The sequence below is a fragment of the Rahnella sp. PD12R genome (assembly GCF_019200965.1).
GTDB classification, from domain to species: domain Bacteria; phylum Pseudomonadota; class Gammaproteobacteria; order Enterobacterales; family Enterobacteriaceae; genus Rahnella; species Rahnella laticis.
The window spans coordinates 20,219-45,559 of record NZ_JAHTMS010000011.1 but is presented as its reverse complement, the minus strand read 5'-3'; the positions used below and the strand labels follow the sequence as shown (position 1 = coordinate 45,559).

The 25,341-nt window shown below is 50.2% G+C and carries 19 protein-coding genes, 2 tRNA genes and 1 other RNA gene; 11 read left to right on the top strand and 11 right to left on the bottom strand.

What is annotated here, in order from left to right:
- Positions 1-184: 184 nt before the first annotated feature.
- Positions 185-1,336 (top strand): cyclopropane fatty acyl phospholipid synthase, encoded by a 1,152-nt coding sequence (gene cfa / locus KWG64_RS19895; protein WP_195822942.1) that lies wholly within the window; start codon positions 185-187, stop codon positions 1,334-1,336.
- Between the two features lie 97 nt (positions 1,337-1,433).
- Here cfa and KWG64_RS19890 read toward each other — a convergent pair whose 3' ends face one another.
- A complete protein-coding gene (locus tag KWG64_RS19890; RefSeq protein ID WP_195814457.1) occupies positions 1,434-2,087 on the bottom strand; it encodes a riboflavin synthase subunit alpha in 654 nt (217 codons plus the stop codon).
- A gap of 255 nt (positions 2,088-2,342) precedes the next feature.
- Here KWG64_RS19890 and KWG64_RS19885 point away from each other — a divergent pair, with 255 nt between their 5' ends.
- The 5 genes from KWG64_RS19885 to KWG64_RS19865 all read left to right on the top strand — a co-directional run bounded on the left by KWG64_RS19885 (position 2,343) and on the right by KWG64_RS19865 (position 6,645).
- On the top strand, positions 2,343-3,716 hold the full coding sequence (locus KWG64_RS19885; RefSeq protein WP_195814456.1) for an MATE family efflux transporter: 1,374 nt from the start codon (positions 2,343-2,345) through the stop codon (positions 3,714-3,716).
- A 232-nt stretch (positions 3,717-3,948) separates the two neighbouring features.
- Positions 3,949-4,025 (top strand) — tRNA-Val (locus KWG64_RS19880).
- 29 nt (positions 4,026-4,054) lie between these two features.
- Positions 4,055-4,131, top strand: a tRNA-Val gene (locus KWG64_RS19875).
- A 571-nt stretch (positions 4,132-4,702) separates the two neighbouring features.
- Complete coding sequence (gene pykF, locus KWG64_RS19870) at positions 4,703-6,115, top strand: pyruvate kinase PykF (RefSeq protein WP_015697801.1); 1,413 nt, start codon at positions 4,703-4,705, stop codon at positions 6,113-6,115.
- A 293-nt stretch (positions 6,116-6,408) separates the two neighbouring features.
- Complete coding sequence (locus KWG64_RS19865) at positions 6,409-6,645, top strand: major outer membrane lipoprotein (RefSeq protein ID WP_013576093.1); 237 nt, start codon at positions 6,409-6,411, stop codon at positions 6,643-6,645.
- A gap of 216 nt (positions 6,646-6,861) precedes the next feature.
- Here KWG64_RS19865 and KWG64_RS19860 read toward each other — a convergent pair whose 3' ends face one another.
- The 7 genes from KWG64_RS19860 to sufA all read right to left on the bottom strand — a co-directional run bounded on the left by KWG64_RS19860 (position 6,862) and on the right by sufA (position 13,893).
- The gene (locus tag KWG64_RS19860) at positions 6,862-7,875 is read right to left on the bottom strand and encodes a L,D-transpeptidase family protein (protein WP_218522928.1); all 1,014 of its coding nucleotides are present in this window, start codon (positions 7,873-7,875) and stop codon (positions 6,862-6,864) included.
- 260 nt (positions 7,876-8,135) lie between these two features.
- Complete coding sequence (gene sufE, locus KWG64_RS19855; protein WP_195814455.1) at positions 8,136-8,549, bottom strand: cysteine desulfuration protein SufE; 414 nt, start codon at positions 8,547-8,549, stop codon at positions 8,136-8,138.
- A 28-nt stretch (positions 8,550-8,577) separates the two neighbouring features.
- On the bottom strand, positions 8,578-9,798 hold the full coding sequence (gene sufS, locus KWG64_RS19850; protein WP_218522927.1) for a cysteine desulfurase SufS: 1,221 nt from the start codon (positions 9,796-9,798) through the stop codon (positions 8,578-8,580).
- Positions 9,798-11,099 (bottom strand): Fe-S cluster assembly protein SufD, encoded by a 1,302-nt coding sequence (gene sufD / locus KWG64_RS19845; RefSeq protein ID WP_218522926.1) that lies wholly within the window; start codon positions 11,097-11,099, stop codon positions 9,798-9,800. Before sufD ends, sufS begins: the two co-directional genes overlap by 1 nt.
- Positions 11,074-11,820: a Fe-S cluster assembly ATPase SufC gene (sufC, locus tag KWG64_RS19840; RefSeq protein ID WP_165056895.1), complete on the bottom strand. Its 747-nt coding sequence runs from the start codon at positions 11,818-11,820 to the stop codon at positions 11,074-11,076. The genes sufD and sufC overlap by 26 nt, the downstream gene beginning before the upstream one ends.
- 123 nt (positions 11,821-11,943) lie before the next feature.
- Complete coding sequence (sufB, locus tag KWG64_RS19835; protein WP_152325716.1) at positions 11,944-13,467, bottom strand: Fe-S cluster assembly protein SufB; 1,524 nt, start codon at positions 13,465-13,467, stop codon at positions 11,944-11,946.
- Between the two features lie 54 nt (positions 13,468-13,521).
- Positions 13,522-13,893, bottom strand: a complete 372-nt coding sequence (gene sufA / locus KWG64_RS19830; RefSeq protein ID WP_104922540.1) for a Fe-S cluster assembly scaffold SufA — start codon at positions 13,891-13,893, stop codon at positions 13,522-13,524.
- Positions 13,894-14,351: 458 nt separating this feature from the next.
- Between sufA and KWG64_RS19825 the strand changes: the two genes are divergently transcribed.
- The gene (locus KWG64_RS19825; protein WP_152325715.1) at positions 14,352-14,756 is read left to right on the top strand and encodes a hypothetical protein; all 405 of its coding nucleotides are present in this window, start codon (positions 14,352-14,354) and stop codon (positions 14,754-14,756) included.
- 129 nt (positions 14,757-14,885) lie between these two features.
- Here the strand turns inward: KWG64_RS19825 and KWG64_RS19820 are convergent, their stop codons facing one another.
- Entirely contained in the window at positions 14,886-15,305 is a 420-nt protein-coding gene (locus KWG64_RS19820; RefSeq protein ID WP_218522925.1) for a hotdog fold thioesterase, read from the bottom strand.
- A 16-nt stretch (positions 15,306-15,321) separates the two neighbouring features.
- A complete protein-coding gene (locus KWG64_RS19815) occupies positions 15,322-18,378 on the bottom strand; it encodes an FAD-binding and (Fe-S)-binding domain-containing protein (RefSeq protein WP_218522924.1) in 3,057 nt (1,018 codons plus the stop codon).
- A 326-nt stretch (positions 18,379-18,704) separates the two neighbouring features.
- Here KWG64_RS19815 and ydiK point away from each other — a divergent pair, with 326 nt between their 5' ends.
- Together ydiK and rprA are read left to right on the top strand one after the other, a co-directional pair.
- Positions 18,705-19,802 (top strand): AI-2E family transporter YdiK, encoded by a 1,098-nt coding sequence (ydiK, locus tag KWG64_RS19810; RefSeq protein WP_152325712.1) that lies wholly within the window; start codon positions 18,705-18,707, stop codon positions 19,800-19,802.
- 189 nt (positions 19,803-19,991) lie between these two features.
- An RNA gene (rprA, locus tag KWG64_RS19805) (antisense sRNA RprA) lies at positions 19,992-20,102 on the top strand.
- A 120-nt stretch (positions 20,103-20,222) separates the two neighbouring features.
- Here the strand turns inward: rprA and ppsA are convergent.
- Complete coding sequence (gene ppsA, locus KWG64_RS19800) at positions 20,223-22,598, bottom strand: phosphoenolpyruvate synthase (protein ID WP_195814448.1); 2,376 nt, start codon at positions 22,596-22,598, stop codon at positions 20,223-20,225.
- A 508-nt stretch (positions 22,599-23,106) separates the two neighbouring features.
- Here ppsA and KWG64_RS19795 point away from each other — a divergent pair.
- Positions 23,107-23,928 carry a pyruvate, water dikinase regulatory protein gene (locus tag KWG64_RS19795; RefSeq protein WP_101077080.1) on the top strand — a complete coding sequence of 274 codons (822 nt, stop codon included), beginning with the start codon at positions 23,107-23,109 and terminating at the stop codon, positions 23,926-23,928.
- 127 nt (positions 23,929-24,055) lie between these two features.
- Positions 24,056-25,102 (top strand): 3-deoxy-7-phosphoheptulonate synthase, encoded by a 1,047-nt coding sequence (locus KWG64_RS19790; protein WP_218522923.1) that lies wholly within the window; start codon positions 24,056-24,058, stop codon positions 25,100-25,102.
- Positions 25,103-25,341: the final 239 nt, after the last annotated feature.

Here is a 25,341-nt window from a genome sequence, read left to right as displayed (position 1 = left end):
CTGGTTCGTTTTTCAAGGATGATTTTCCTGCCCACATTTTGTGTGCAGGCGTTCTTCTAATTTCCTCTGTTGGTGTCGAATATCGGACGTGGCGCAAGTCGTCTGTTCTCATAAAGACCTGCACAAATAGCCTTTGCTTTTCCCGGCAGGTTAATAAGTCAGAAGAGAAAGTGATGGAGAAGCTATGAGTTCATCGTGTATAGAAGACCAAAGCATTCAGGACAATCAGTGGTATCGGATAGTCAGTGAAATGCTGGCTACGGCAGACATCCAGGTTAACGGTAATCGCCCTTTCGACCTTAAAGTAAAAAACACTGACTTTTTCAAGCGTGTTTTACAGGAAGGTTCTTTGGGTCTGGGTGAAAGTTATATGGATGGTTGGTGGGAATGCGAGCGCCTTGATATATTTTTCCAGCGCGTTCTCCGTGCCGGTTTGGAAAATAAACTCCCCCACCATTTTAAAGACACACTACGTATCGCAGCAGCACGCCTCACCAATCTTCAGTCCCGCAAACGGGCATGGATCGTCGGGAAAGAACATTACGATTTAGGTAATGATTTATTTACCCTGATGCTCGACCCGTATATGCAATATTCCTGTGGCTACTGGAAAGATGCCACCACGCTTGAAGAAGCGCAGGAAGCTAAACTCAAAATGATCTGCGATAAACTGCAACTGAAACCGGGCCAGCGTTTGCTCGATATCGGCTGCGGCTGGGGTGGACTCTCTGAGTTTGCAGCCCGCAATTATGGCGTCAGCGTCGTCGGTGTTACGATTTCTGCCGAACAACAAAAGCTGGCCCAGAAACGCTGCGAAGGTCTGGACGTCACCATTTTGCTACAGGATTACCGCGATCTTAACGATCAGTTTGACCGTGTTGTTTCCGTCGGTATGTTCGAACATGTGGGTCCAAAGAATTATGAGACCTACTTTAATGTCGCCCGACGCAACATCAAACCTGACGGCATTTTCCTGCTGCACACCATCGGTTCCAACAAAACAGATCTGAGTGTCGATCCGTGGATAGATAAATACATCTTCCCTAACGGATGCCTGCCATCTGTCCAGCAAATTGCTCAAAACAGCGAGTCATTGTTTGTGATGGAAGACTGGCACAACATCGGCGCAGATTATGATCGTACTCTGATGGCCTGGAATGAACGTTTCCAGAAACATTGGCCTGAACTGGCAGAACGTTACGGCGACCGTTTTCACCGGATGTTCACCTACTATCTGAATGCCTGTGCGGGTGCATTCAGAGCGCGTGATATTCAGCTCTGGCAAGTTGTGTTCAGCCCTGAAGGTGTGGATGGCGGGATGCGCGTGCCGCGCTAATGCGCAAAATTCTTTTACCGCGCTACCAAAGCAAAAAACCGGACGTTAATGTCCGGTTTTTTGCTTTGGTGCTTCTTCACACACGTGCTGAAAATAATTATTCAGCCTTTTCGATCATCGCCTGCGCAGTGGCTATTGCGGCTTCGCGGCTGGCCAGCACACGTTCAACCGTATCGACGATGGCCTGCGTTTGCGGATCAATTTCAATATTAATTTTATCCCCGAGACGCTTAGTGCCGAGCGTGGTTCTTTGCAGCGTTTCAGGAATTAAATGCACACAAAAACGGGTGCGGGTCACTTCTCCGATGGTCAGGCTGATACCATCAATCCCGATATACCCTTTATGTAATACATATTTCATTAAATCTTCATGCGGCATGCGGAACCAGATTTGACGGTTATTTTCTGACGTCAGAATTTTCGCCACTTCGGCAGTACAAATAATATGCCCGGACATTAGATGCCCGCCGATTTCATCATTAAAACGCGCTGCGCGTTCCAGATTGACCTGATCACCGACGTTCAGATCGCCGAGGTTGGTCAGACGCAGGGTTTCTTTCATCAGATCGAAACTGACTAAATCCCCCTTCACTTCTGTGACCGTCAGACAACAACCGTTGTGCGCGACAGAAGCCCCCAGCTGGAGGTTATCAAGCATATCCTCAGGCAGACGCACTACATGGGTACGGAAATTCGGTTTTTCGTCAATGGACACGACCGTTCCGGTTCCCTGAACTATTCCGGTAAACATAGCCTATTCCTCAATGTTTAAATCTGCTGTATTAAGACGACGCTAAGGTCAGTTTGCCGCAGAATTAAATGAAAGCCAAATCTCTGCGGACAAAAATAGTCTGGGATTGACGAATTTCATTATTTAACCGGTCATTAACAGCATTGTTTGCTTAAAAATATTGAAGATGTACAATCTTCTGGCTATTTTCCGCTCTTAAATGCCGCCACGTGTGGCGTTTTTTATTCAATATAATCAACAAAAAAAGGTGTATCAGTGCAGAAGTACCTTGCAGAGGCGCGGGTATTATTGGCGCTTGCGATCCCGGTCATCCTTGCGCAGGTCGCCCAGACCGCCATGGGCGTTGTCGATACCATTATGGCCGGTTCAGTCAGTGCCACCGATATGGCTGCGGTTGCCGTCGGCACCTCCATCTGGCTGCCCGCGATTTTATTCGGCCATGGTTTATTACTTTCACTGACGCCCACCGTTGCTCATCTGAACGGCGCCGGCCGCCGCGATAAAATCGGCCATCAGATCCAGCAGGGATTCTGGCTGGCTTCCGGCGTTTCCGTACTGATCATCGCCGTCTTGTCTCAGTGTGATCATCTCATCGGGCTGATGCACAACATCGATCCTGAACTGAGAGAAAAAGCCGTCGGTTATTTGCACGCCATCATGTGGGGTGCACCGGGGTATTTATTCTTTCAGGTATTACGCGATCAGTGCGAAGGATTGTCAAAAACGAAACCCGGCATGGTCTTCGGGTTTATCGGCCTGCTGGTGAATATTCCCGTTAACTACATCTTCATCTACGGGAAATTTGGCGCGCCGGCTCTCGGCGGCGTAGGTTGTGGTGTGGCGACGGGCACGGTTTACTGGGTCATGTTCTTCATGATGCGATTTTACGTGCGCCGCAATTACACGATGCGCGATATCGTCGCCCCTTCCCGCTTTGCAAAACCTGACTGGCCGACGCTGCGCCGTCTGATTCAGCTCGGGATGCCAATTGCGTTGGCGCTGTTCTTTGAAGTGACGCTGTTTGCCATTGTCGCGCTGCTGGTTTCACCGCTAGGTATCGTGGCCGTCGCCAGCCATCAGATCGCGCTTAATGTCGGCTCACTGATGTTTGTGATCCCCCTTTCGCTGGGCGTTGCTGCGACGATCCGCGTCGGCTCGCGGCTCGGTGAATCTTCGGTAGAAGGCGCCAAAGTGGCGGCTTACACCAGTATTCTGACCGGTATTCTGATGGCCTGCTGTACAAGCATGGCCGCCATCATTTTCCGTGAACATATCGCGTCACTTTATAATGACAATGTCGAAGTGGTGACGCTTGCGTCTCACCTGCTGATATTTGCCGCACTGTTCCAGATTTCAGATGCAATTCAGGTGATCGGCAGCGGCGTACTGCGCGGGTACAAAGATACGCGTTCGATTTTCTATATTACGTTTGTCGCCTATTGGGTGCTGGGATTGCCGGTGGGCTATGTGCTCGGGCTGACTGATCTGTTGGTGCCGCAAATGGGGCCAAGCGGATTCTGGTGCGGCTTCATTCTGGGTCTGACTTTTGCGGCGGTCATGATGACGTTTCGTATGCGCTGGTTACAAAAACAACCGTCATTTACTATTTTACAAAAAGCAGGCCGCTGATCTGATTTGGGATAGCATGACTTGAAATTCGGCGGGCTGCTAATGTGATGCAGCCCGCGGAAAATTTCGTCATCTGACCAGCCGTTATGCCTAAAAAAACAACGCAATGCGCATTAGCTCGGCAATCACTCACAATATGACAGTAAAATGTCTTTTTTCCCTTGCCAGCATTCAGAGAGGTCGCTAATATTCGTCCCCGTCGCCAACACTGGCTGACACCGAAGAAAACGATGCGTCCGTAGCTCAGTTGGTTAGAGCACCACCTTGACATGGTGGGGGTCGGTGGTTCGAGTCCACTCGGACGCACCATTCTTCAAAGCTTTACCGTTGCACATTGTGCGTCCGTAGCTCAGTTGGTTAGAGCACCACCTTGACATGGTGGGGGTCGGTGGTTCGAGTCCACTCGGACGCACCAAAGCAACGTTCTCTCTCCTCCTTTCTGTTTTACACTTTCCCTGAACACTTCCAGTTTCTGAATAAATCTGATTTGAATTATCCGTTCACCCTACTTCTGAATTTTAAATGGCTCCGCCGTCATCCGTTTGTATTTTTTTAAGATTATTTCTCAAATGTGGCATTTTCGAAGGTAGCGTGACGAAACTGTTATCCCTTCGGGTTTTTGCTCTGCCCGCTTTGGATAATTGCGCAACAAAGCTCTGTCATCTGCCCTAAGCTTGCGCAGCATCACGTTTTTTATTTGGTTTCCCGCCCCGTTCCCCCCTATAATACCCATCGTCTCTTCGATTGAATGGTTTCAGCCCCTTGATCTGTCGATATCGCACTTATAAAAGCGTGACCACTCCAGTAGCGATGATTAATCGCACAAATCGCTATGCTTTGGCTGAACTTAATACACCATTCCTTTCACAGTCTTCTACGCTTAGTAATGATTTGATTCAACCAGGCAACACCTCAATTCCGCGCGGGCAGCCATGCTGTCAGGCAAACACTTTTCCAATCCATCACAACTTGTAGATAAAATCGTCATGAAAAAGACCAAAATTGTTTGTACCATCGGGCCGAAAACCGAATCCGAAGAAATGCTGACCAAACTGCTTGATGCAGGCATGAACGTTATGCGTCTGAACTTCTCTCACGGTGATTACGAAGAGCACGGTCAGCGCATCCAGAATATCCGCAATGTTATGGCTAAAACCGGTCATAAAGCAGCAATCCTGCTGGACACCAAAGGTCCTGAAATCCGTACCATGAAACTGGAAGGCGGCAAAGACGCTTCCCTGGTTGCGGGTCAGACTTATACCTTCACTACCGATCAGAGCGTTATTGGTAACACCGAACGTGTTGCTGTGACCTATCAGGGTTTCGCTGCTGACCTGAAAATTGGTAACACCATTCTGGTCGACGATGGTCTGATCGGCATGGAAGTCACTAACGTCACTGAAACTGAAGTGACCTGTAAAGTACTGAACAACGGCGACCTGGGCGAAAACAAAGGCGTTAACCTGCCGGGCGTTTCTATCGCACTGCCAGCACTGGCTGAAAAAGACAAACGTGACCTGATCTTCGGTTGCGAGCAAGGCGTTGATTTCGTTGCGGCTTCCTTCATCCGTAAACGTTCGGACGTTCTGGAAATCCGTGAACACCTGAAAGCACACGGTGGCGAACATATCCAGATCATCTCCAAAATTGAAAACCAGGAAGGCCTGAACAACTTCGACGAAATCCTCGAAGCTTCAGACGGCATCATGGTTGCTCGTGGTGACCTCGGCGTTGAAATCCCTGTCGAAGAAGTTATCTTCGCGCAGAAGATGATGATTGAAAAATGTAACCGCGCACGCAAAGTGGTCATCACCGCAACGCAGATGCTCGATTCCATGATCAAAAACCCACGCCCTACCCGCGCAGAAGCTGGCGACGTTGCTAACGCCATCATCGACGGTACCGATGCCGTTATGCTGTCTGGTGAAAGTGCAAAAGGTAAATACCCGCTGGAAGCTGTGACCATCATGGCGACCATTTGCGACCGTACTGACCGTGTGATGCAGAGCCGCATCGATGGCCAGAACGAAAACCGTAAACTGCGTATTACCGAAGCTGTTTGCCGTGGCGCTGTAGAAACCGCAGAAAAACTGGATGCTCCGTTGATCGTTGTTGCAACCAGCGGTGGTAAATCTGCTAAAGCTGTGCGTAAATACTTCCCGCACGCCACTATCCTGGCTCTGACCACCAATGAAATCACTGCCCGTCAGCTGATCCTCACCAAAGGTGTTGTCACTCAGCTGGTGAAAGAGATTGCCTCCACTGATGATTTCTACCGTATCGGTAAAGAAGCAGCGATCGAAAGTGGTCTGGCTCAGAAAGGCGATATCGTTGTGATGGTTTCTGGTGCGCTGGTACAAAGCGGCACAACCAATACTTCTTCGGTACATGTTGTTTAATTAGAAACGTGACCTAAGGCATTAATAGACGTTGCATAATGCAGCGTCTATTTCTTCAAAAAGGCTCTTCTTACTTAAAAAGTGCTAAAAGCAGTAGCAGCAAAATTGGGATAAGTCCCATGGAATAAGGCTGTTTTCGCTGCAATTTTTAACTTTTTCGTAAAAAAAGATGCTTCTTTGAGCGAACGATCAAAATATAGCGTTTACCGGCAAAAAATTATTCTCATTAGAAAATAGTTTGTGTAATACTTGTAACGCTACATGGAGATTAACTTAATCTAGAGGGTTTTATAATGAATCGCACTAAACTGGTACTGGGCGCTGTAATCCTGGCTTCAACTATGCTGGCTGGTTGTTCAAGCAACGCTAAAATCGATCAACTGTCTTCAGACGTTTCTACTCTGAACTCTAAAGTTGACCAACTGAGCAACGACGTGAACGCAATCCGTTCTGACGTTCAAGCAGCTAAAGACGATGCAGCTCGCGCTAACCAACGTCTGGACAACCAAGCTCACGCTTACAAGAAGTAATATTTACTTCTCTAGTTCAATGGCGCACTCAGTGCGCCATTTTTTTGCCTGTCATTCAGTCAGTTCCCCACTCTTCCTTTTCCGTTTCCTGAATATCCCCTGCTGTTCTCTAGCCCATTTTACGCCTTGTACGCCACTTCCTGAGCTTCGGAAACAATAAAGGAGCCATATTGGCTCCTTTGGGGAAAATCGCTTCTTAAACGTTTCTGTATAACGTTACTGCGTACTTGCCGTCGTAACTGCAGGTGTATCCGCAGACACAGTTTGCGGCGCATTAGCTGCCGGTGGCATATCCGTCGCTTTATCACCCACACTGACCACTACGGGCATCCCTGAACGGCGCCTGATAGCCTCTTTTACAATCTCTGCATTGGTATCATCGCTTTTGATGAATTTTTTCATCGCGGCCGTCAGAAGAATAGGTTTAGTTTGCGGATCGTCCTTCTCGGTATGCGACAACGGCTGATGTACTTCAATGTAACGTTTGCCATCCGGCTCAACGTCAAACTTGATGGGCTGATTGACTATCTGAACGCGGGTGCCTTTTGGCACCGAATTAAACAGCGCTTCGATATCATCCGGACGCAAGCGGATACAACCGGAACTGACACGCATGCCGATACCGAAGTTAGCATTTGTCCCGTGGATCAGATACTGGCCGGTGCCGGCAGAAAGACGCATGGCAAACAGCCCCATCGGGTTATCTGGCCCCGCCGGGACCATACCCGGCAACGTGATGCCGTCTTTCAGGTAGGCTTTACGGATGTTGGCCGTTGGCGTCCAGGTCGGATTCGGTATCTTCTGGCTTACCGACGTCACCATTTCCGGGGTATTACGGCCTAACTGGCCAATACCAATCGGATAAACAATGACTTTGTCTTCACCCTTCGGATAGTAGTAAAGACGCAGCTCTGCGAGGTTCACGACGATCCCCTCCCGCTTGCTATCCGGCAGCAGCATTTGCGAAGGAATGGTCAGCACAGTGCCCGCTTTCGGCAAATACGGGTCGGTACCCGGGTTCGCTTCCAGCATCGCAATCAGCCCGATTTGGTATTTAGCCGCCACGTCCTCTAAAGGTTTGCCGTCATTGGGCACGACATACGTCGTGTTTTCGCCAATCAGGCGGCTGTTGTCCGGCGGCAAGGGGTATTCTGCTGCACCTGCGGTCATGGAATGTGTTGTCAGAAATGTGCCAACCAACATTGCCAGAAGGGGTAATGCGCGTCTCATACTCAGTCCTTTTTCGGCTCGCATTCAGACCATCTGAAGCAAGACAATTATCTCGTCTGATAATACTAGCAGCGCAGAATCGGGTGGCAATCAAACCACAGAAAATCAGAAAGTTACCTTACGCAGATGCAGGGAAATACACAGGAGATAGTGGGTTGAAAAATCAGGAGTAAATGAGTTCATACAGAGAGAAGTGAAAAAATGACTTTGCTCATTAGCAGACAATTCCTAATGAGCAAAGGTGTCGTACAGGAACCGGCTTAGGCCAGTTCAGCCGCTTTTGCACGGATAGAACGAATCATGGCTTCCAGCCCCTGAGAGCGGGAAGGCGTGAGATGCTGGCTGAGTTCAAGCTCAGAGAAGAACGGACGCACATCCAGTTCCACCACATCACGCGGCGTTAAGCCCTGATACAGGCTGAATACGATAGCCACCAGACCTTTCACGATAGCGGCATCACTGTCGCCTTCAAAGGTCAGCGCACCCGTTTCATCCATGCGCATCACGATCCAAACCTGGCTCTGGCAGCCAGCAATCAGGTTTTTGTCCTGACGATGTTCTTCAGGCAAGGCAGCCAGCTGGCCGCCCAGTTCAATCACGTACAGATACTTTTCTTCCCAATTCGGGCATCGGGAAAAATTTCTGACTAACTTATTTTTATCTGGCAAAGCCATAACGACGTCCTGCTCAGGGCCGTCAGGATTAACCCAACAGCCGGTGAATACGTTGCAATCCTGCGACCAACCGGTCGACTTCTTCACGGGTATTGTACATCGCCAGTGAGGCGCGGCACATAGCCGGAACACCGTAGAAGGACATTAATGGCATCGCGCAGTGATGACCGGTGCGAATTGCAATACCGTACTGATCGAGGAAACTGCCCACGTCATAGGCATGGTGTTTGCCGAGATTAAACGCAATCACGCCAGCGCGCGTTGCCGGGCCGTAGATCTGGATGTCAGGCACCTGCGCCATCGCTTCAAGCGCATAGCTCATCAGCTCCTGCTCATAAGCGTGGATATTCTCCAGCCCCAGTTCGGTGATATATTCCATCGCCGCGCCCAACCCCATGATGCCACCGGTGTTTGGCGTGCCCGCTTCAAAGCGCCACGGTGCTGCCGCAAAGGTGGTCCCTTCGGTCAGGCTGACGTGTTTGATCATTGAGCCGCCACCTTCCCATGGCGGCATCTGATCGAGCAATTCTTTACGACCGTAAAGAATGCCGATACCCGTTGGCCCGTAAAGCTTGTGCCCGGACCAGACATAGAAATCACAGCCCAGCGCCTGAACATCCACCGCATGGTGCATGACAGCCTGCGCGCCATCGACCAGAACGGTCAGACCGGCAGCTTTCGCCTGAGGAATGATTTTCTCGATCGGGTTAACGGTACCCAGCACATTGGAAACATGTGCCAGCGTCAGCAGTTTAGTACGTGGCGTAATCAGCTTTTCAAGCTGTGATAAATCCAGTTCACCTTCCGGAGTGAGGTGCCAGACATCGATGTGCAGGTCGCGCTCTTTCGCCAGAATCTGCCAGGGAACGATGTTGGCGTGGTGCTCCATTTCGGTCAGAATAATGTGGTCGCCCGGCTGCAATAATGCGCGGCCATAGGTGTTGGCGACCAGATTAATGGCTTCCGTCGACCCTTTTACGAAGACGATTTCTTCCGCTGACGCCGCATTCATAAAGCGAGCGGCCTGAACACGGACGTTTTCCATCTGCTCGGTCGCTTCGGCGCTCATGGTATGAATGCCGCGGTGAACCGCAGCATAACCCTGTTCGAAGAAAGACATCTCACGGTCAATAACCTGACGCGGTTTCTGTGCGCTGGCCGCACTGTCCAGATAAGCCAGCGGCTGGCCGTTGACTTCACGGCTCAGCACAGGGAAATCGCTACGTACTCTTTCCAGTGGAAAACTCATTACGCACCTCGATTGAGTCGGCCTGCAATACGGGCAATCACGACTTCACGCAGGGTTTCATTCTCAATGGCTTCCGTCAGTTCAGCAGCAAACGCGAAGATGATCATTTGCTGAGCATCCTGACCGCTGATCCCACGGGTACGCAGATAGAAAAGCTGTTCGTCGTCGATACGACCCACAGTGGCACCATGACTACATTTCACGTCATCGGCATAAATTTCAAGCTGAGGTTTGGTATCAACTTCAGTGTGCTTGCCCAGCAACAGGTTGTTGTTGGTCATTTTTCCGTCAGTTTTCAGAGCGTGCTGCGCCACCTTGATCATGCCGTTGAAAATCGCTTTTGCACGATCGTTCACAATTACTTTGTGCAGCTGATTGCTGTTGCAATAGCCTTTGTTGTGTTCCAGGTAAGTACGGGTATCAGCAATTTCAGAATCAACAGGCAATACCAGACTGTTAATGTTCAGATCGCTGTTTTCACCGTTCAGTTGCGCGCTGGTGTTATTACGGGTCAGGCCCGCACCCATCAGGAAACTGTGGCTGGAAACACGGGAATCACGCCCGATAACCAGATCGTTATGCGAGAAGTGGAAGCTGGCCTGGCTTTCGAAGGCCAGTTTGTAATGCGTGAAACCGGCATTATCGCCCACTTTTACCGTCATACGCGCACCGGTGAAATGACCGTGATCGTTAAGGCTCAGGTAATGTTCGATGACTTTAGCGCTTGCACCGCTTTCAATCTCGATATGATAACGATGATGAACCGTGTTCATTTCGCGAGACTGATCACGACCGCTGCTCAGATGCAGTAAATACAACGGCTTATCAGCCTGTTTACCGGCAGCCAAACGCACAGTAAAAGAATCCTGCGCCAGGCTTTCCGTCAGGTGCAAAAAGACTTCGGACTGAATCGGATCCGGCAGCGTTTGCTGCGCAGCCGCGTTCAGTTTTTCAATTTCGAATGCGCCGGTATTTTCGTCACTCAGGCTCGCATCAAAACGGCCATCCACGAAAACCAGACGATAGCAATCAAGCGGCAAAGCCAGTGATTTAACATTCTCAACTGTCAATGCCTGCTGCTGCGGGGCGAAGAACTGATTGCCCAGCAGTGAGGAAACTGGCGTGTATTTCCAGTCTTCCAGTTTTGCGTGTGGAAAACCAAGGCGAAGCACCTGTTGCCAATGTGCATGCGCGTGAGCAGATTGTTCACCACCCCGGCTTTCAAAAAGACGGTAAAGCTGCTGCATGGCGTGCGAACTGCCCGCCGCAGGTGCATTACTCTTCGTCGGTAAGCCAGCCATAACCCTGCTCCTCTAACTGTTTAACCAAGGTGAAATCGCCGGATTTAACAATGCGGCCCTGATACAGAACATGCACGTAGTCAGGCTTGATGTAGTCGAGGATACGCTGGTAGTGGGTCACAATGACGAATGAACGTTTGCCGTCGCGCAGTGCGTTAACACCGTTAGAGACGATTTTCAGCGCATCGATGTCCAGACCGGAGTCGGTTTCATCCAGAATGCACAGGCTTGGCTCAAGGGCCGCCATTTGCAGAATGTCGTTACGCTTTTTCTCACCGCCGGAAAAACCTACGTTCACTGAACGGGTCAGCAAATCCGCAGGCATTTTCAGCATGGCAATTTTTTCTTCGATGAAATCGGCGAAATCAAAGCGATCCATCGGAGCCTGTTCGCGGTACTTGCGCACAGCGTTTACCGCAGTTTGCAGGAAGAAATGGTTGGTTACGCCGGGGATTTCTACCGGATACTGGAAGGCCATGAACACGCCTTCACCGGCACGATCTTCCGGAGCAAGCTCCAGCAAATCTTTACCGTTGAACATTACGGAGCCTTCGGTCACTTCGTAATCTTCACGGCCAGCCAGTGTCGCGGAGAGTGTACTTTTACCTGAGCCGTTTGGGCCCATGATGGCGTGTACTTCACCCGGCTTGATCTCGAGATCAAGTCCTTTCAGAATTTCCTTTTCTTCGACACGGACCTTCAAATTCTTAATGCTTAACATACGTATCCTTGAGTTTGCGCCTGCGCGCTCATAATTCTGTTTATGCTTTGACTGTGCTGAACTCAAACCTGCCCGGCGCCGGCGTCACACCACGCGGCGACGGGAGGAAAAGCGCTCGGAAGATTAACCGACGCTGTGTTCAAGGCTGATCGCCAGCAGTTTCTGTGCTTCGACAGCAAACTCCAGCGGCAGCTCGGAAAAGACATCTTTACAGAAACCGTTAACAATCATGGAAATCGCGTCATCTTCGCTGATACCACGTTGCAGACAGTAGAACAGCTGGTCATCGCCGATTTTGGAGGTCGTGGCTTCATGCTCCAGCTGCGCTGTGTTGTTACGCACTTCCACATACGGGAAAGTATGCGCGGCGCTGTCCGCACCAATCAGCATGGAATCACACTGGGTAAAGTTACGGGCATTTTCAGCACTTGGCAGGATCTTCACCAAACCGCGATAGCTGTTCTGGCTGTGGCCTGCGGAAATACCTTTGGAGATGATGGTCGATTTGGTGTTTTTACCAATGTGGATCATCTTGGTGCCGGTATCCGCCTGCTGTTTCCCGCTGGTCAGCGCAACTGAGAAGAATTCACCGATTGAGTTATCGCCTTTCAGGATAACACTCGGATATTTCCAGGTAATCGCTGAGCCGGTTTCAGACTGCGTCCACGACATCTTTGAGCCCGCGCCTTCACACAATGCACGTTTGGTCACGAAGTTCAGGATCCCGCCGCTGCTGTCTTTGCTGCCGGAGAACCAGTTCTGCACGGTGGAATATTTCACTTCCGCATCTTTATGCAGAATGACTTCAACCACGGCCGCGTGAAGCTGATAAGTATCACGAACCGGTGCGGAACAGCCTTCGATATAGCTGACGTAACTGCCTTCGTCGGCAATCAGGATCGTACGTTCGAACTGGCCGGTTTTTGCCGCGTTAATACGGAAATACGTGGAGAGTTCCATCGGGCAACGGACGCCTTTAGGGACATACACGAAAGTACCGTCAGACGCGACCGCCGCATTCAGCGCTGCAAAGAAGTTATCCTGTGCAGGCACAACGGTACCGAGGTATTTACGCACCAGATCCGGGTATTCGTGAATGGCTTCGCCGAATGAGCAGAAGATAACGCCTGATTCAGCCAGCTTTTCGCGGTACGTGGTGGAAACGGAAACGGAGTCAAAAATGGCATCAACCGCCACTTCTTTCCCTTCACGCACAGGAACACCCAGCTGTTCAAACGCTTTTTCCACTTCGCTTGTCAGGTAGTTTTTACCGTCAAGCGCAGGAATGCTGTGAGAATTTTCAGGAGGTTGTTGCGTGGCTCCAGGCTGAGAACCACAGGTATCATCACAACTGCCGCATGAAGGCGCGGAGTAATAGCTGTAATCCTGATAGTCGAGAGGCGTGTAATACGCTTTCAACCAGTGAGGTTCTTCCATTTTCAACCAGGCATGATAAGCCTGCAGACGGAACTCCAGCATCCACTCCGGCTCATTGCGCTTTGCGGAAATGGCACGCACGACATCTTCGTTGATGCCTGATGCTAATTCATCGGTTGCCAGCTGGGTGAAGAACCCTTCCTTATAGTTCGTCTCCTCGCCGACCCAAGACTGCACATCATCTGGAATTTCTACGTTGCTTCGTGACATGTTGGTTACATCGCTTTGTTTACAATAATCTTAAAGACGGTTTGCCCGGCTGACTTACAGGCCGAAACTTTCACCACACCCGCAGGCATGCTGAGCTTTTGGATTATTGAATTTAAATATCTGATTCAGCCCTTCGCGGACAAAATCCACCTCGGTTCCGTCAATGAAAGGCATCGCCTTTAGCGGAACAAACAGCAAAGCGCCGTCATGCTCAAACACCAGGTCATCGCTGGCCGGTTGTTTGGTTAAATCCAGAACGTAGCCAAAGCCGGCGCAGCCCGATTGTTTTACCGAGAGCTGGAGACCTTTGACTTCTGGATCCTGCTCCATCAGGTTCTTCACCTGTTTGGCCGCAGAATCAGTCAGGATCACACCTTGCCATACGTTGTCGTCTAAAGAGAAAGAGCCGACAGTTTCAGTTTGCATCTGTCTTACCTCATATTTTTACGGTCATAGAGAAGACCTATTGTCTCTATTCTAGTGATAAGATTTATCACTTCAACCTCTTGTTTTAAGAGGGTATAGCGATTGCGCATGAGGAAAGTCGCTCAATGTGCATCGGGTTTACATCTGGCCGCTGGCGGGTCTTGAACACCGCAACCATCAACTGATTGAATAAGTTGTCAATTTTTTGTTAAAAATTAAAATTAACCTTATATTTTGTGTGGCTTAATAGCTTTCATTGTGTCTATTATAAAACATTCATCGGAAATGCCTATTTATGAATTCGCCACAATCAAAATAATTAAAGCTCTTTTTGCTTACCTGCTTTGGCGCAACAAAATCAAAAAAACCGGATGAAAACGTTGATCCGGCGATTTTTTGCCAATATGATACTTATTCTTTGATAATGATTATCATTCAGATAACCCGGAATACTGAGAATGGCTCAATCGGTAAATGCGTGGTTGCAGGGCAAGATAGACGACTACAAATCGAGTGTCCGCGATGCCACCGTGGATTTCTATATGGCGGATGCCGCCTTACGACGTCCGGATGCGCATCTTTGCCAGCTAAAACGCTTTAACAGCATTTGCCTTGATATGGCCAATCTTTGCCTGCAAAACGGAGACGACCACAGTTACCTGCATGCTTTGTGCAAGCTCCACAACCGGCTGATCCTTGAAATCAACAGCGTTGTGCGTTGTGAACTCTTCCGTGTTCAGAGCTATCATTTTGCCAGACACACGCTAAAACTCATTTGTCAGTATTATGCCATGATGGGCATCTGGGAAAAAGCGACGGCATTTCAAACTGATTTTGCCAAGCGCGTTCCCTTCCAGCTTTAGTCAGTTTTCAACGTGTTAGAGAAAAACTTAAGGCAAATAAAAAAGGCGGACACATTACTGTGACTCCGCCTTTTGCATTGAGCTTATGGATATGACGTTGGAAAAATGCGCCAGCCTTATGGCCTGAACTTAATGATCAATGACCATTGTGGTCAGTCTGGACACACAACACAGACCGCCCTGCTCATCGAAAATCTCAATCTGCCAGACCTGGCTCCGTTTCCCGGTTCGCAGCGCACGGCAAACCCCGCGCACAACCCCTTCTCTCGCCGACTTCATATGGCTGGCATTTATCTCAACCCCGACCACTGTCTGATGACCTTCAGTGCACAGATAACCGGCCATCGATCCCATAGTTTCCGCGAGAACCACCGAGGCCCCGCCGTGCAACAGGCCAAATGGCTGAGTCGTGCGCGCATCTACCGGCATCGTCGCCTCAAGAAAATCTTCACCCAGCCTGGTGAACACAATCCCCACATGCCCGACCATACATCCCTGACTTCGCTGATTAAGCGCTTCAAGATTTGCGTTCCTTTTCCAGAATGACATCGTGCTTCCTTATCGGTTAGGGGATGATATCCAGCAATGCCTGCAACGGATGGCGAACCCCGTTGCCTTCAATGCGTTTTACCTGGCTACGGCAGGAGTAGCCTGTCGCCAGGCAGCGCTGGCGAGGCAAGCGCTGTAAAGAGGTGTGCCAGGACAGCTCGTAAATCCCCAACGAATTCTCAAGGTTTTTACTTTCATGTCCGTACGTTCCCGCCATTCCGCAACATCCCACACTGACATTTTCCAGCTTCGCGCCATAGCGGGCAAAGATATCTCCCCACTGTTTGCTGCTGTTGGGTAATGCCGTGCTTTCAGTGCAATGGCCGAACAGATACCAGGACTCTCCGCTTTGCTGCTGTGCCGGTCGTTCGCCCAGCCAGTTATCCAGCCATTCATGTACCAGTTGAACCTGGAACGAGCCGCGTGATTCTCCAAGGATTTCCTTGTACTCGTCGCGATAACACAGTACCAGCGCCGGGTCGACACCGACAAGCGGCATACCTAACTGCGCCACACGATTGAGGAATACCGACGTCTTGCGTGCCGTTTTCGCGAAACGCGTCAGGAATCCTTTGATGTGCTGCGCTTTTCCGTTTGGAGAGAAAGGCAACAGCACCGGTTTGAGACCCAGTTTTTCAATTAACCGGACAAAATCAGCCACGACCTGTGCATCATAGAAACTGGTGAACGGATCCTGCACCACCAGAACGTATTCGCCGCGCTGTGCCGGATGGATTTTTTCCAGCTCTTCAAGCGTCATTTTACTGGCGCGATGCCCCAGCAACTGCTCGCGTAACGTCGGGGAGGACAGCAAAGGCAAATCCACCATGCCAATACTTTTGCGGCTCATTTCCCTTACCCAGGGCTGCTTAAGAAAGAAGTTAAACAGCTTTGGCGCTTTAGCCATTATCGGTGCATAGCTTTCGACACTTGCCACGAAATGGTCACTCGCCGGGCGCAGGTAGCGGGTGTGATAAAGCTGGAGGAAGCGCGAACGGAAACCGGGAACATCAATTTTGATCGGGCACTGTGTCGAGCACGCCTTACAGGCCAGACAACCCGACATCGCTTCTTTTACTTCATGGGAGAAATCGTATTCGCCTTTGTTGGCATGCCAGGTATTACGGGTACGGTCGATCAGGCTGCGGAAACTCAGGCCTTTTTCCGGCAGCGCATTTTCCAGCGCCAGCGGATCGACACCTTGTTCTGAAAGTAAGCGCAGCCATTCCCGCACCAGACCGGCACGCCCTTTCGGAGAATGGATACGGCTGCCGGTAATTTTCATCGACGGACACATCGGGCTTTTCGCATCAAAGTTAAAGCACAGCCCGTTGCCGTTACACTCCATAGCGCCGCGGAATGACTGGCGCACCTCCAGCGGGATCCGGCGATCAAGAGTGCCGCGTTTCGGCGCATCGACCTTCATCATTGGCTCATCGCATTCCAGCGGCGCACAAATCTTGCCCGGATTAAGACGATTGTCAGGGTCAAAAACCGTTTTGATCCGGCGTAATTCATGGAACAGCGCTTCTCCGAAGAAAGCCGGGCTGTATTCGGCACGGAAACCTTTACCGTGTTCTCCCCACAGCAAACCACCGTATTTGGCCGTCAGGGCAACGACTTCATCCGATATCTGCTTCAGCAGCATTTCCTGTTGCGGGTCACACATGTCCAGAGCCGGGCGAACGTGCAAAACACCGGCGTCCACGTGCCCAAACATGCCATAGCTCAGGTTATGGCTGTCGAGCAACGCACGGAATTCAACGATGTAATCGGCCAGATGTTGCGGCGGCACACAGGTATCTTCTGCAAACGGCAACGGCTTAGCCTGCCCTTTCGCATTCCCCAGCAGGCCGACGGCTTTCTTACGCATATTATAGATGCGCTCAATTCCGGGCAGATCCGCGCAAATCTGGTAGCCAATAACGCCACCTTTTTTGTCGCTCATCAGCCCGTCCAGACGCTCACATAGCGCACTGACCTGATCTTCAATGAGGTCGGCATCATCTCCCGCAAACTCAACAATGTTGAGTCCCTGCATATCCTTACCTTCAACGTCGGTGATGTAATCACGCACGCTGTGCCAGACGATATCTTCACGGGCCAGATTCAGGACTTTGGAGTCAACGGTTTCAACCGACAGCGCTTTGGCTTCCACCATGAAAGGGGCATTGCGCAACGCGGAGTTGAAAGAATCATATTTGATATTCACCAGACGCCGCACTTTGGGAATTGGCGTAATATTCAGACGCGCTTCAGTAATAAAGGCCAGCGACCCTTCAGAGCCCGTGAGGATGCGGGTCAGATCGAAGGTTTGCAGGTCATCACTCAGGACATGGCGTAAGTCATAGCCCGTCAGGAAGCGGTTTAATTTCGGGAATTTTTCAATAACCAGCGCACGGTTATCGCGGCAACTGTCCAGCACCGTACGGTAAATCCGCCCGATTACCGAATCTTCTTCACCGAGTTTATCCGCCAGCGCCACCGGCACGGCAACGGTATCGAGCATCTCGCCGCCTAGCACAATCGCACGAACCCCGAGAACGTGATCTGACGTCTTACCGTAAACCAGCGAGCCCTGTCCGGACGCATCGGTGTTAATCATGCCACCGAGCGTTGCACGGTTGCTGGTCGACAGCTCCGGAGAAAAGAAATAACCAAAAGGACGGAGATAATCATTGAGCTGATCTTTAATGACACCGGCTTCGACCTTGACCCAGCCTTGTTCAACGTTGATATCGAGAATGCGGTTCATATGACGGGACATATCAACAACAATTCCACGGTTCAGCGACTGACCGTTGGTACCGGTACCGCCACCACGCGGCGTAAAGACCAGCGTTTTAAAACGTTCCTGCCCGGCAAGACGCGCAATCAGTGCAACATCAGACGTGGCGATAGGGAATAAGACAGCATCCGGTAACAGCTGATAAACGCTGTTATCGGTTGCCATCGTCAGGCGGTCCGCATAAGTCGTCGTGACATCACCTGTAAAACCGTTACTTTTAAGCGCTTCCAAAAAATCGAGCACCAGCTGGATGACACCCGGCGCCTGAGAAATCTGTGGGATCATTGAATTATGACTCTGTCTTTGTTGTATGCCTGGCGGGCCCGAGGCGACCTGCCGGATCTGCGAGGCAGATCCACCCTGTTATTTACCCAGAATAAAAACTAACATACTTCGTTTTTAAGCGCTCCGTCTGGTTCGCCTTTGTTGCATTTGTTTCATGACACGCCGCAAAAAGCACGACTGGCAACAACGTGTTGCAACTAATTGTGTGCGGCGCTATCCAAAAGCAGCCTGATGTCCCATGCTTATTTATCGCTATCCCAATGTAGCAGTAGTTTTTAAGGCACAAGGCGCGTGCCTTACTTCGTTTATCCAAATGAGAAACATGAATGAATCTCCCAATTAAACGTTACGATTTGCCCCAGATTATGTTCGGGGTATTGTTCATAGCACTGATGACCATCGCCAGTATCTGGATTGTTCAGCCTTTTATTCTGGGCTTTGCCTGGGCGGGGATGGTGGTGATTGCAACCTGGCCGCTGATGATTAAATTACAGCGAATTCTGTGGGGGCGGCGTTTTCTGGCCGTCATCGTGATGACGCTGTTGCTGATCCTGTTGTTCGTTTTGCCGATTGCCTTGCTGGTCAGCAGCGCAATTGAAAATGGCGCGCCGCTGGTGGGGATAGCCACCAATCCGTCGACCCTTCATATGCCGGATTTCCACTGGCTAAACTCAATTCCTCTGGTCGGCCATAAACTTTACAGCGGCTGGCATGCTCTCATTAACGGCGGCGGTAATGCCCTGATGAGCAAAGTTCAGCCTTATGTCGGGCAAACCGCTTCCTGGTTTGTCACGCAGGCCGGACATCTGGGCCGGTTCATCGTCCACTGTTCTCTGATGTTGCTGTTCAGCGCGCTTCTTTATAGTCGTGGCGAGCAGGTCGCGATGGGTATCCGTCATTTCGCCGTGCGTCTGGCGGCAGAACGTGGCGATGCTGCGGTTATTCTCGCCGGTCAGGCAATTCGCGCCGTTGCGCTGGGCGTGGTGGTCACAGCGATTGTTCAGTCAGTGCTGGGCGGCATCGGGCTGGCAATAGCCGGTATCCCGTATGCAACGGTTTTAACCGTGGTGATGTTTGTTTGTTGCGTCGCACAAATCGGACCTTTGCTGGTGCTTATCCCGGCCATCATCTGGCTTTACTGGTCGGGTGATAATACCTGGGGTACGGTTCTGCTGGTCTGGAGTTGCGTCGTAGGCTCGCTGGATAACGTTTTACGCCCGGTGCTTATCCGTATGGGTGCAGATTTGCCTATGCTACTGATTTTATCCGGTGTAATTGGCGGTCTGTTCGCGTTCGGGATGATTGGCCTGTTCATCGGCCCTGTCGTTCTGGCGGTGTCTTATCGCCTGATTTCGTTGTGGGTTCACGAAGCGCCAGAACCGGATGCCGATCCGGAAGAAGCGCTGAAAGCACTCGATGAGTAATTGTTCCGCGAAATAATTTCATCCGGCGTTGTCTTGGATCTTAAAAGGCAACGCCCTCTTCTTTATTCCTCATTCCTTCTTCCTATTTTGAAACCATCAAAAACAATCCTTCTCATCTATTAGTATGAGAATAATACCTATTAGGACGATTCTTACAGACTAAATATCTCGAGAAATCTAGTATTATTAACAGTTCGGATTTCAACCCACTGATTTATATACAGGCTTTCCCCTGAGCCGGTATACCCCAAATTGCTGTGTGTAGTCTTTGCCTGTCTCCAATGACGGGCTTTTTTTTTATTTTCTCTCCCCGGCGATTAATTACGGCACCTCCATTTTCCTGGTTTGATGTTTCAAAAAAAAGGCCATTGCCCGAAAGCAACAGCCTTTATTTCATTTATTTAAACCTGACGTGTTTATTTACTTTTCAGCCAGTGCCAACCAGGTTTGCACCACGGTATCCGGGTTCAGCGACAGACTGTCGATGCCCTCATCCATCAGCCATTGTGCAAAATCCTGATGGTCAGACGGGCCCTGACCACAGATGCCGACATATTTACCCTGTTTCTTGGCGGCTTTGATTGCCATTGAAAGCAAAGCTTTAACCGCTTCGTTGCGCTCATCAAAGAGTTCAGACACCACGCCGGAATCACGATCCAGCCCCAGCGCCAGCTGAGTCATGTCATTTGAACCGATTGAGAAGCCATCAAAATGCTCAAGGAACTGATCGGCAAGTAATGCATTCGATGGAATTTCACACATCATAATGACCTTAAGGCCATTTTCTCCGCGCTTCAGCCCCTGATTTGCCAGTTCCTTCACCACAGCCTCAGCCTGCGCCACAGTTCGGACAAATGGGATCATAACTTCAACGTTGGTCAGCCCCATATCGTTACGAACCCGTTTCATCGCCTCGCACTCCAGCGCGAAACAATCGCGGAAGCTGTCTGAAACGTAACGACCAGCGCCGCGGAAGCCCAGCATCGGGTTCTCTTCATGCGGTTCATACTTCTCGCCGCCCACCAGATTGGCGTATTCATTCGATTTAAAATCGGATAAACGCACAATCACACGTTTTGGCCAGAACGCTGCGCCCAGTGTCGCGATCCCTTCTGTCAGACGGGCAACATAGTATTCACGCGGACTGTCGTAGCCTTGAATCAGTTTCTTAATTTGTTCCTGTAATTCCGGCGTCTGAGTATCGAACTCCAGCAGCGCTTTTGGATGGACGCCGATCATGCGGTTGATAATAAATTCTAAACGCGCGAGCCCGACGCCTTCATTTGGCAGACAGGCAAAATCAAAAGCCCGGTCCGGATTACCGATATTCATCATGATTTTCAGCGGCAACTTCGGCAGCTCATCGACTTCTGAGCTTTGTACCGTGAAGTCCAGTTCGTCCTGGTAGACATAACCGGTATCGCCCTCAGAACAGGACACCGTCACTTTCTGATTTTCTTTGAGTTTTTCAGTCGCATCGCCACAACCGACAACGGCAGGGATCCCCAGTTCACGGGCAATGATTGCCGCATGGCAGGTGCGACCGCCACGGTTAGTCACAATGGCTGACGCTTTTTTCATGATCGGTTCCCAGTCAGGGTCCGTCATGTCCGTCACCAGAATGTCACCCGCTTTCACATGATGCATTTCGCTGATGTCATGGATGATTTTCACCGGCCCGGCACCGATACGATGACCAATAGCACGGCCTTCAACCAGAACTTTGCTGCTGCCATTGAGCTGATAACGTTCCATTACCTGACCGTTTGAACGTACGGTCTCAGGACGAGCCTGCACAATGTATAACTTGCCGTTATGGCCATCTTTCGCCCACTCAATATCCATCGGGCGACCGTAATGTTTTTCAATCAATAATGCCTGACGTGCCAGAGCCTGCACTTCATCATCGGTCAGTGAGAAACGGGTGCTCAGTTCAGCCGGCACGTCTTCAATTTGTACCTGTTTACCGTGTTCCTGGCTCGGCGCATAAATCATGCGGATCTTCTTCGAGCCCATGGTACGGCGCACAATCGCAGGCTTATTTTTGGCCAGCGTCGGTTTATGCACGTAGAACTCATCCGGGTTCACCGCGCCCTGCACCACCATTTCACCCAGACCATACGCGGAGGTGATGAAGACCACCTGATCAAAACCGGATTCCGTATCGATGGTGAACATCACGCCCGCAGACGCGAGATCAGAGCGAACCATGCGCTGAACGCCCGCAGACAGCGCAACGCCGCGGTGGTCGTAGCCCTGATGTACGCGATAAGAAATGGCGCGATCGTTAAATAAGGAGGCGTAAACATGTTTCACAGCGATGAGAACCGCATCAAACCCCTGAACGTTCAGGAAGGTTTCCTGCTGCCCGGCAAAGGAAGCGTCGGGCATATCTTCCGCGGTGGCAGAGGAACGCACAGCAAATGACGCGTCCGGTTCGCCTTCAGAAAGCTGCTGATAAGCTTCACGGATGGACTGTTCCAGCTCAGGCTGGAATGGCGTATCAATGATCCACTGGCGGATTTGCGTGCCCGCCTGGGTCAGTTGCCCGATATCATCCACATCTGTTTTGTCCAGTAGTTCGTGGATCCGATGGTTAACGCCGCTTTGATCAAGAAAATCATTAAAAGCCTGAGACGTAGTGGCGAAACCGTTAGGCACGGAAACACCCAGATCAGACAGATTAGTGATCATTTCCCCGAGGGATGCGTTCTTACCCCCGACTTTATCAACGTCGTTCATACCCAGTTGGTTGTACCAGATAACATTGCGTAAATCGGGATCGAGATGAGCCATGAAACAATCCTTTCTTAATTTATTCACAGTAAAAGTCAGTAGGAGTGTAAAACCGGTCGTGCAATCGTTGCCTGAGGCAAGTGGATGCCAATAAGCAACGTTGTCATTTCGAGACTAGCATAATGATCCATAAGACATAGACAGGTGAATCGATCCAGCAAATTAAACTATTTTTGTTTAGGAAAATTCCAGAACGCTAAAATTCGTCAGCAACACGACAACAACATAATCCCTTATGAATCAGTGAGAAGTGCGTAGTAGTTTCGCAAGTAAATTAACCATAACAAAGTTGCTGAAGTATTGCTGACGCAATTCATAAAGCTGCGAGATATCGCGGAAAATTTAAAATGCCATTTCATTTATTACAGCCATTTTGCGCACTGTCTCGCAGGGATTAAAGGAAGGTTATGGTTAAGAAGAATTATCCTTTTTATTTCCTGAAATTCTGGTTATTACTTACGGAGTCCCGACAAGGGAAAGTGAACTGATATAAATTTAGGAGCAATGAGTGGACAGATGCGTGTTTTATATTTCCGATGGCACGGCGATTACCGCTGAAGTGGTAGGTCATGCCGTGCTTTCACAATTCCCGGTCAATTCGACGACCTACTCATTGCCCTTTGTTGAAAGCGAAGAACGGGCTCAGGCCGTCAGCCGCCAGATCAATGAGATTTTCGAAAAAACGGGCGCCCGTCCGCTGGTGTTCTACTCCATTATTGCTCCGAAGATCCGTCAGATTATTGAAAGCAGCGAAGGATTCTGCCAGGACATCGTTCAGTCGCTGGTCGCACCGCTTCAGAATGAGCTTGGCGTTGAACCGACACCGGTGGCAAACCGTACGCACGGTCTGACCGCCAGCAATATCAGCAAATATGATGCCCGTATTGCGGCTATCGATTACACGCTGGCGCACGACGACGGGATATCCCTGCGTAATCTCGATCAGGCACAGGTTATTTTGCTGGGCGTTTCGCGCTGCGGTAAAACACCCACCAGCCTTTACCTGGCATTACAGTTTGGGATCCGCGCGGCCAACTATCCGTTTACCGCCGATGATATGGATAATATTCAGCTTCCCGCCGCGCTGAAACCGCACATGCACAAGCTTTTCGGGCTGACGATTGACCCGGAAAGGCTGACCGCTATCCGTCAGGAACGGGTAGAAAACAGCCGCTACGCGTCTTTACGCCAGTGCCGGATGGAAGTGTCTGAAGTCGAAGCATTATTTCGCAAAAACCAAATTCGGTATCTCAACAGTACAAATTATTCCGTTGAGGAAATTTCGGCGAAGATTATGGACAGCTTTGGTATGAGTCGCCGCATGTTCTGATTCATTTAATGATTTGGATGGCAGAACGTGCCGAGAGTGATTGAAATCATCTGTTTTTACGTTATTGTGATCGCCATCACTTCCCGGTATTCCTGCCGCAGCGAAGAAACAAATTTTCGAGAACACCATGTCACAAACAGATGAACTGCGTACGACGCGCATCGACAGCCTGATTACGCCTCAGGCACTGGCAGACAAATTGCCAATCTCCCCGTCGGTCGCACAGCATGTAATGCAATCACGCAAACGTATTGAAAAAATCATCAGCGGCGAAGACCCTCGCCTTCTGGTGATTGTTGGTCCCTGCTCTATTCACGATATTGAAGCTGCAATTGATTACGCAGGTCAGCTCAGCGTATTGCGCGAAAAATATCAGGATCGTTTAGAGATCGTGATGCGCACCTATTTTGAAAAACCGCGAACCGTCGTGGGCTGGAAAGGATTAATTTCTGACCCGGAACTCAACGGTTCCTGCCGCGTGAACGACGGAATTGAACTGGCGCGTAAAGTCTTGCTGGCCATCAATCAGTTAGGAATTCCAACGGCCACTGAGTTTCTGGATATGGTTATCGGCCAGTATATCTCCGACCTTATCAGCTGGGGCGCAATCGGTGCGCGCACCACGGAAAGCCAGATCCACCGTGAAATGGCTTCTGCGCTGTCTTGCCCGGTCGGTTTTAAAAATGGTACTGACGGCAATACGCGTATCGCCATTGACGCCATCCGCTCGTCACGCACCAGCCACATGTTCCTGTCGCCGGATAAGAACGGTCAGATGACCATTTACCGCACCGCTGGCAACCCTTACGGCCACGTGATTATGCGCGGCGGCAAAAAGCCTAATTATCACGCCGATGATCTTGAACAGGCCTGCCTGAGTTTGTCTGAGTTTGACCTGCCGCAACGTCTGGTAGTCGATTTCAGCCACGGAAATTGCCAGAAGCAGCATCGCCGCCAGTTGGACGTCGCCGAAGACATCTGCCAGCAAATCCGCAATGGCTCAACCGCCGTCGCGGGGATTATGGCCGAGAGTTTCCTGGCAGAAGGCACGCAACCTATTGTTCCCGGCAAACCGCTGGTTTACGGCAAATCCATTACTGATCCTTGTCTGAGCTGGGCTGACACTGAAACCCTTCTGTCGATGCTGGCTGAAGCGACCAATTCAAGATTCTGAACACCCCGAAGTCATCTTCTTAAGGGCAACATATGTTGCCCTTTTTAATGCCCGCTCCAGCGCAATTTTCCGTCCCTTCAACCGCTTCCAGTGATTTTCCCCACGGCTTATCCTCCGTAAATTAAGGTGTTATCAGTAAATAATTACATTCCATCAACAAAAATTTTCTTGATGTGTTTGTGCAATGATTTGATAATGATTATCAAATTGATATTAATTCCCATTACCAGCAATGAAGT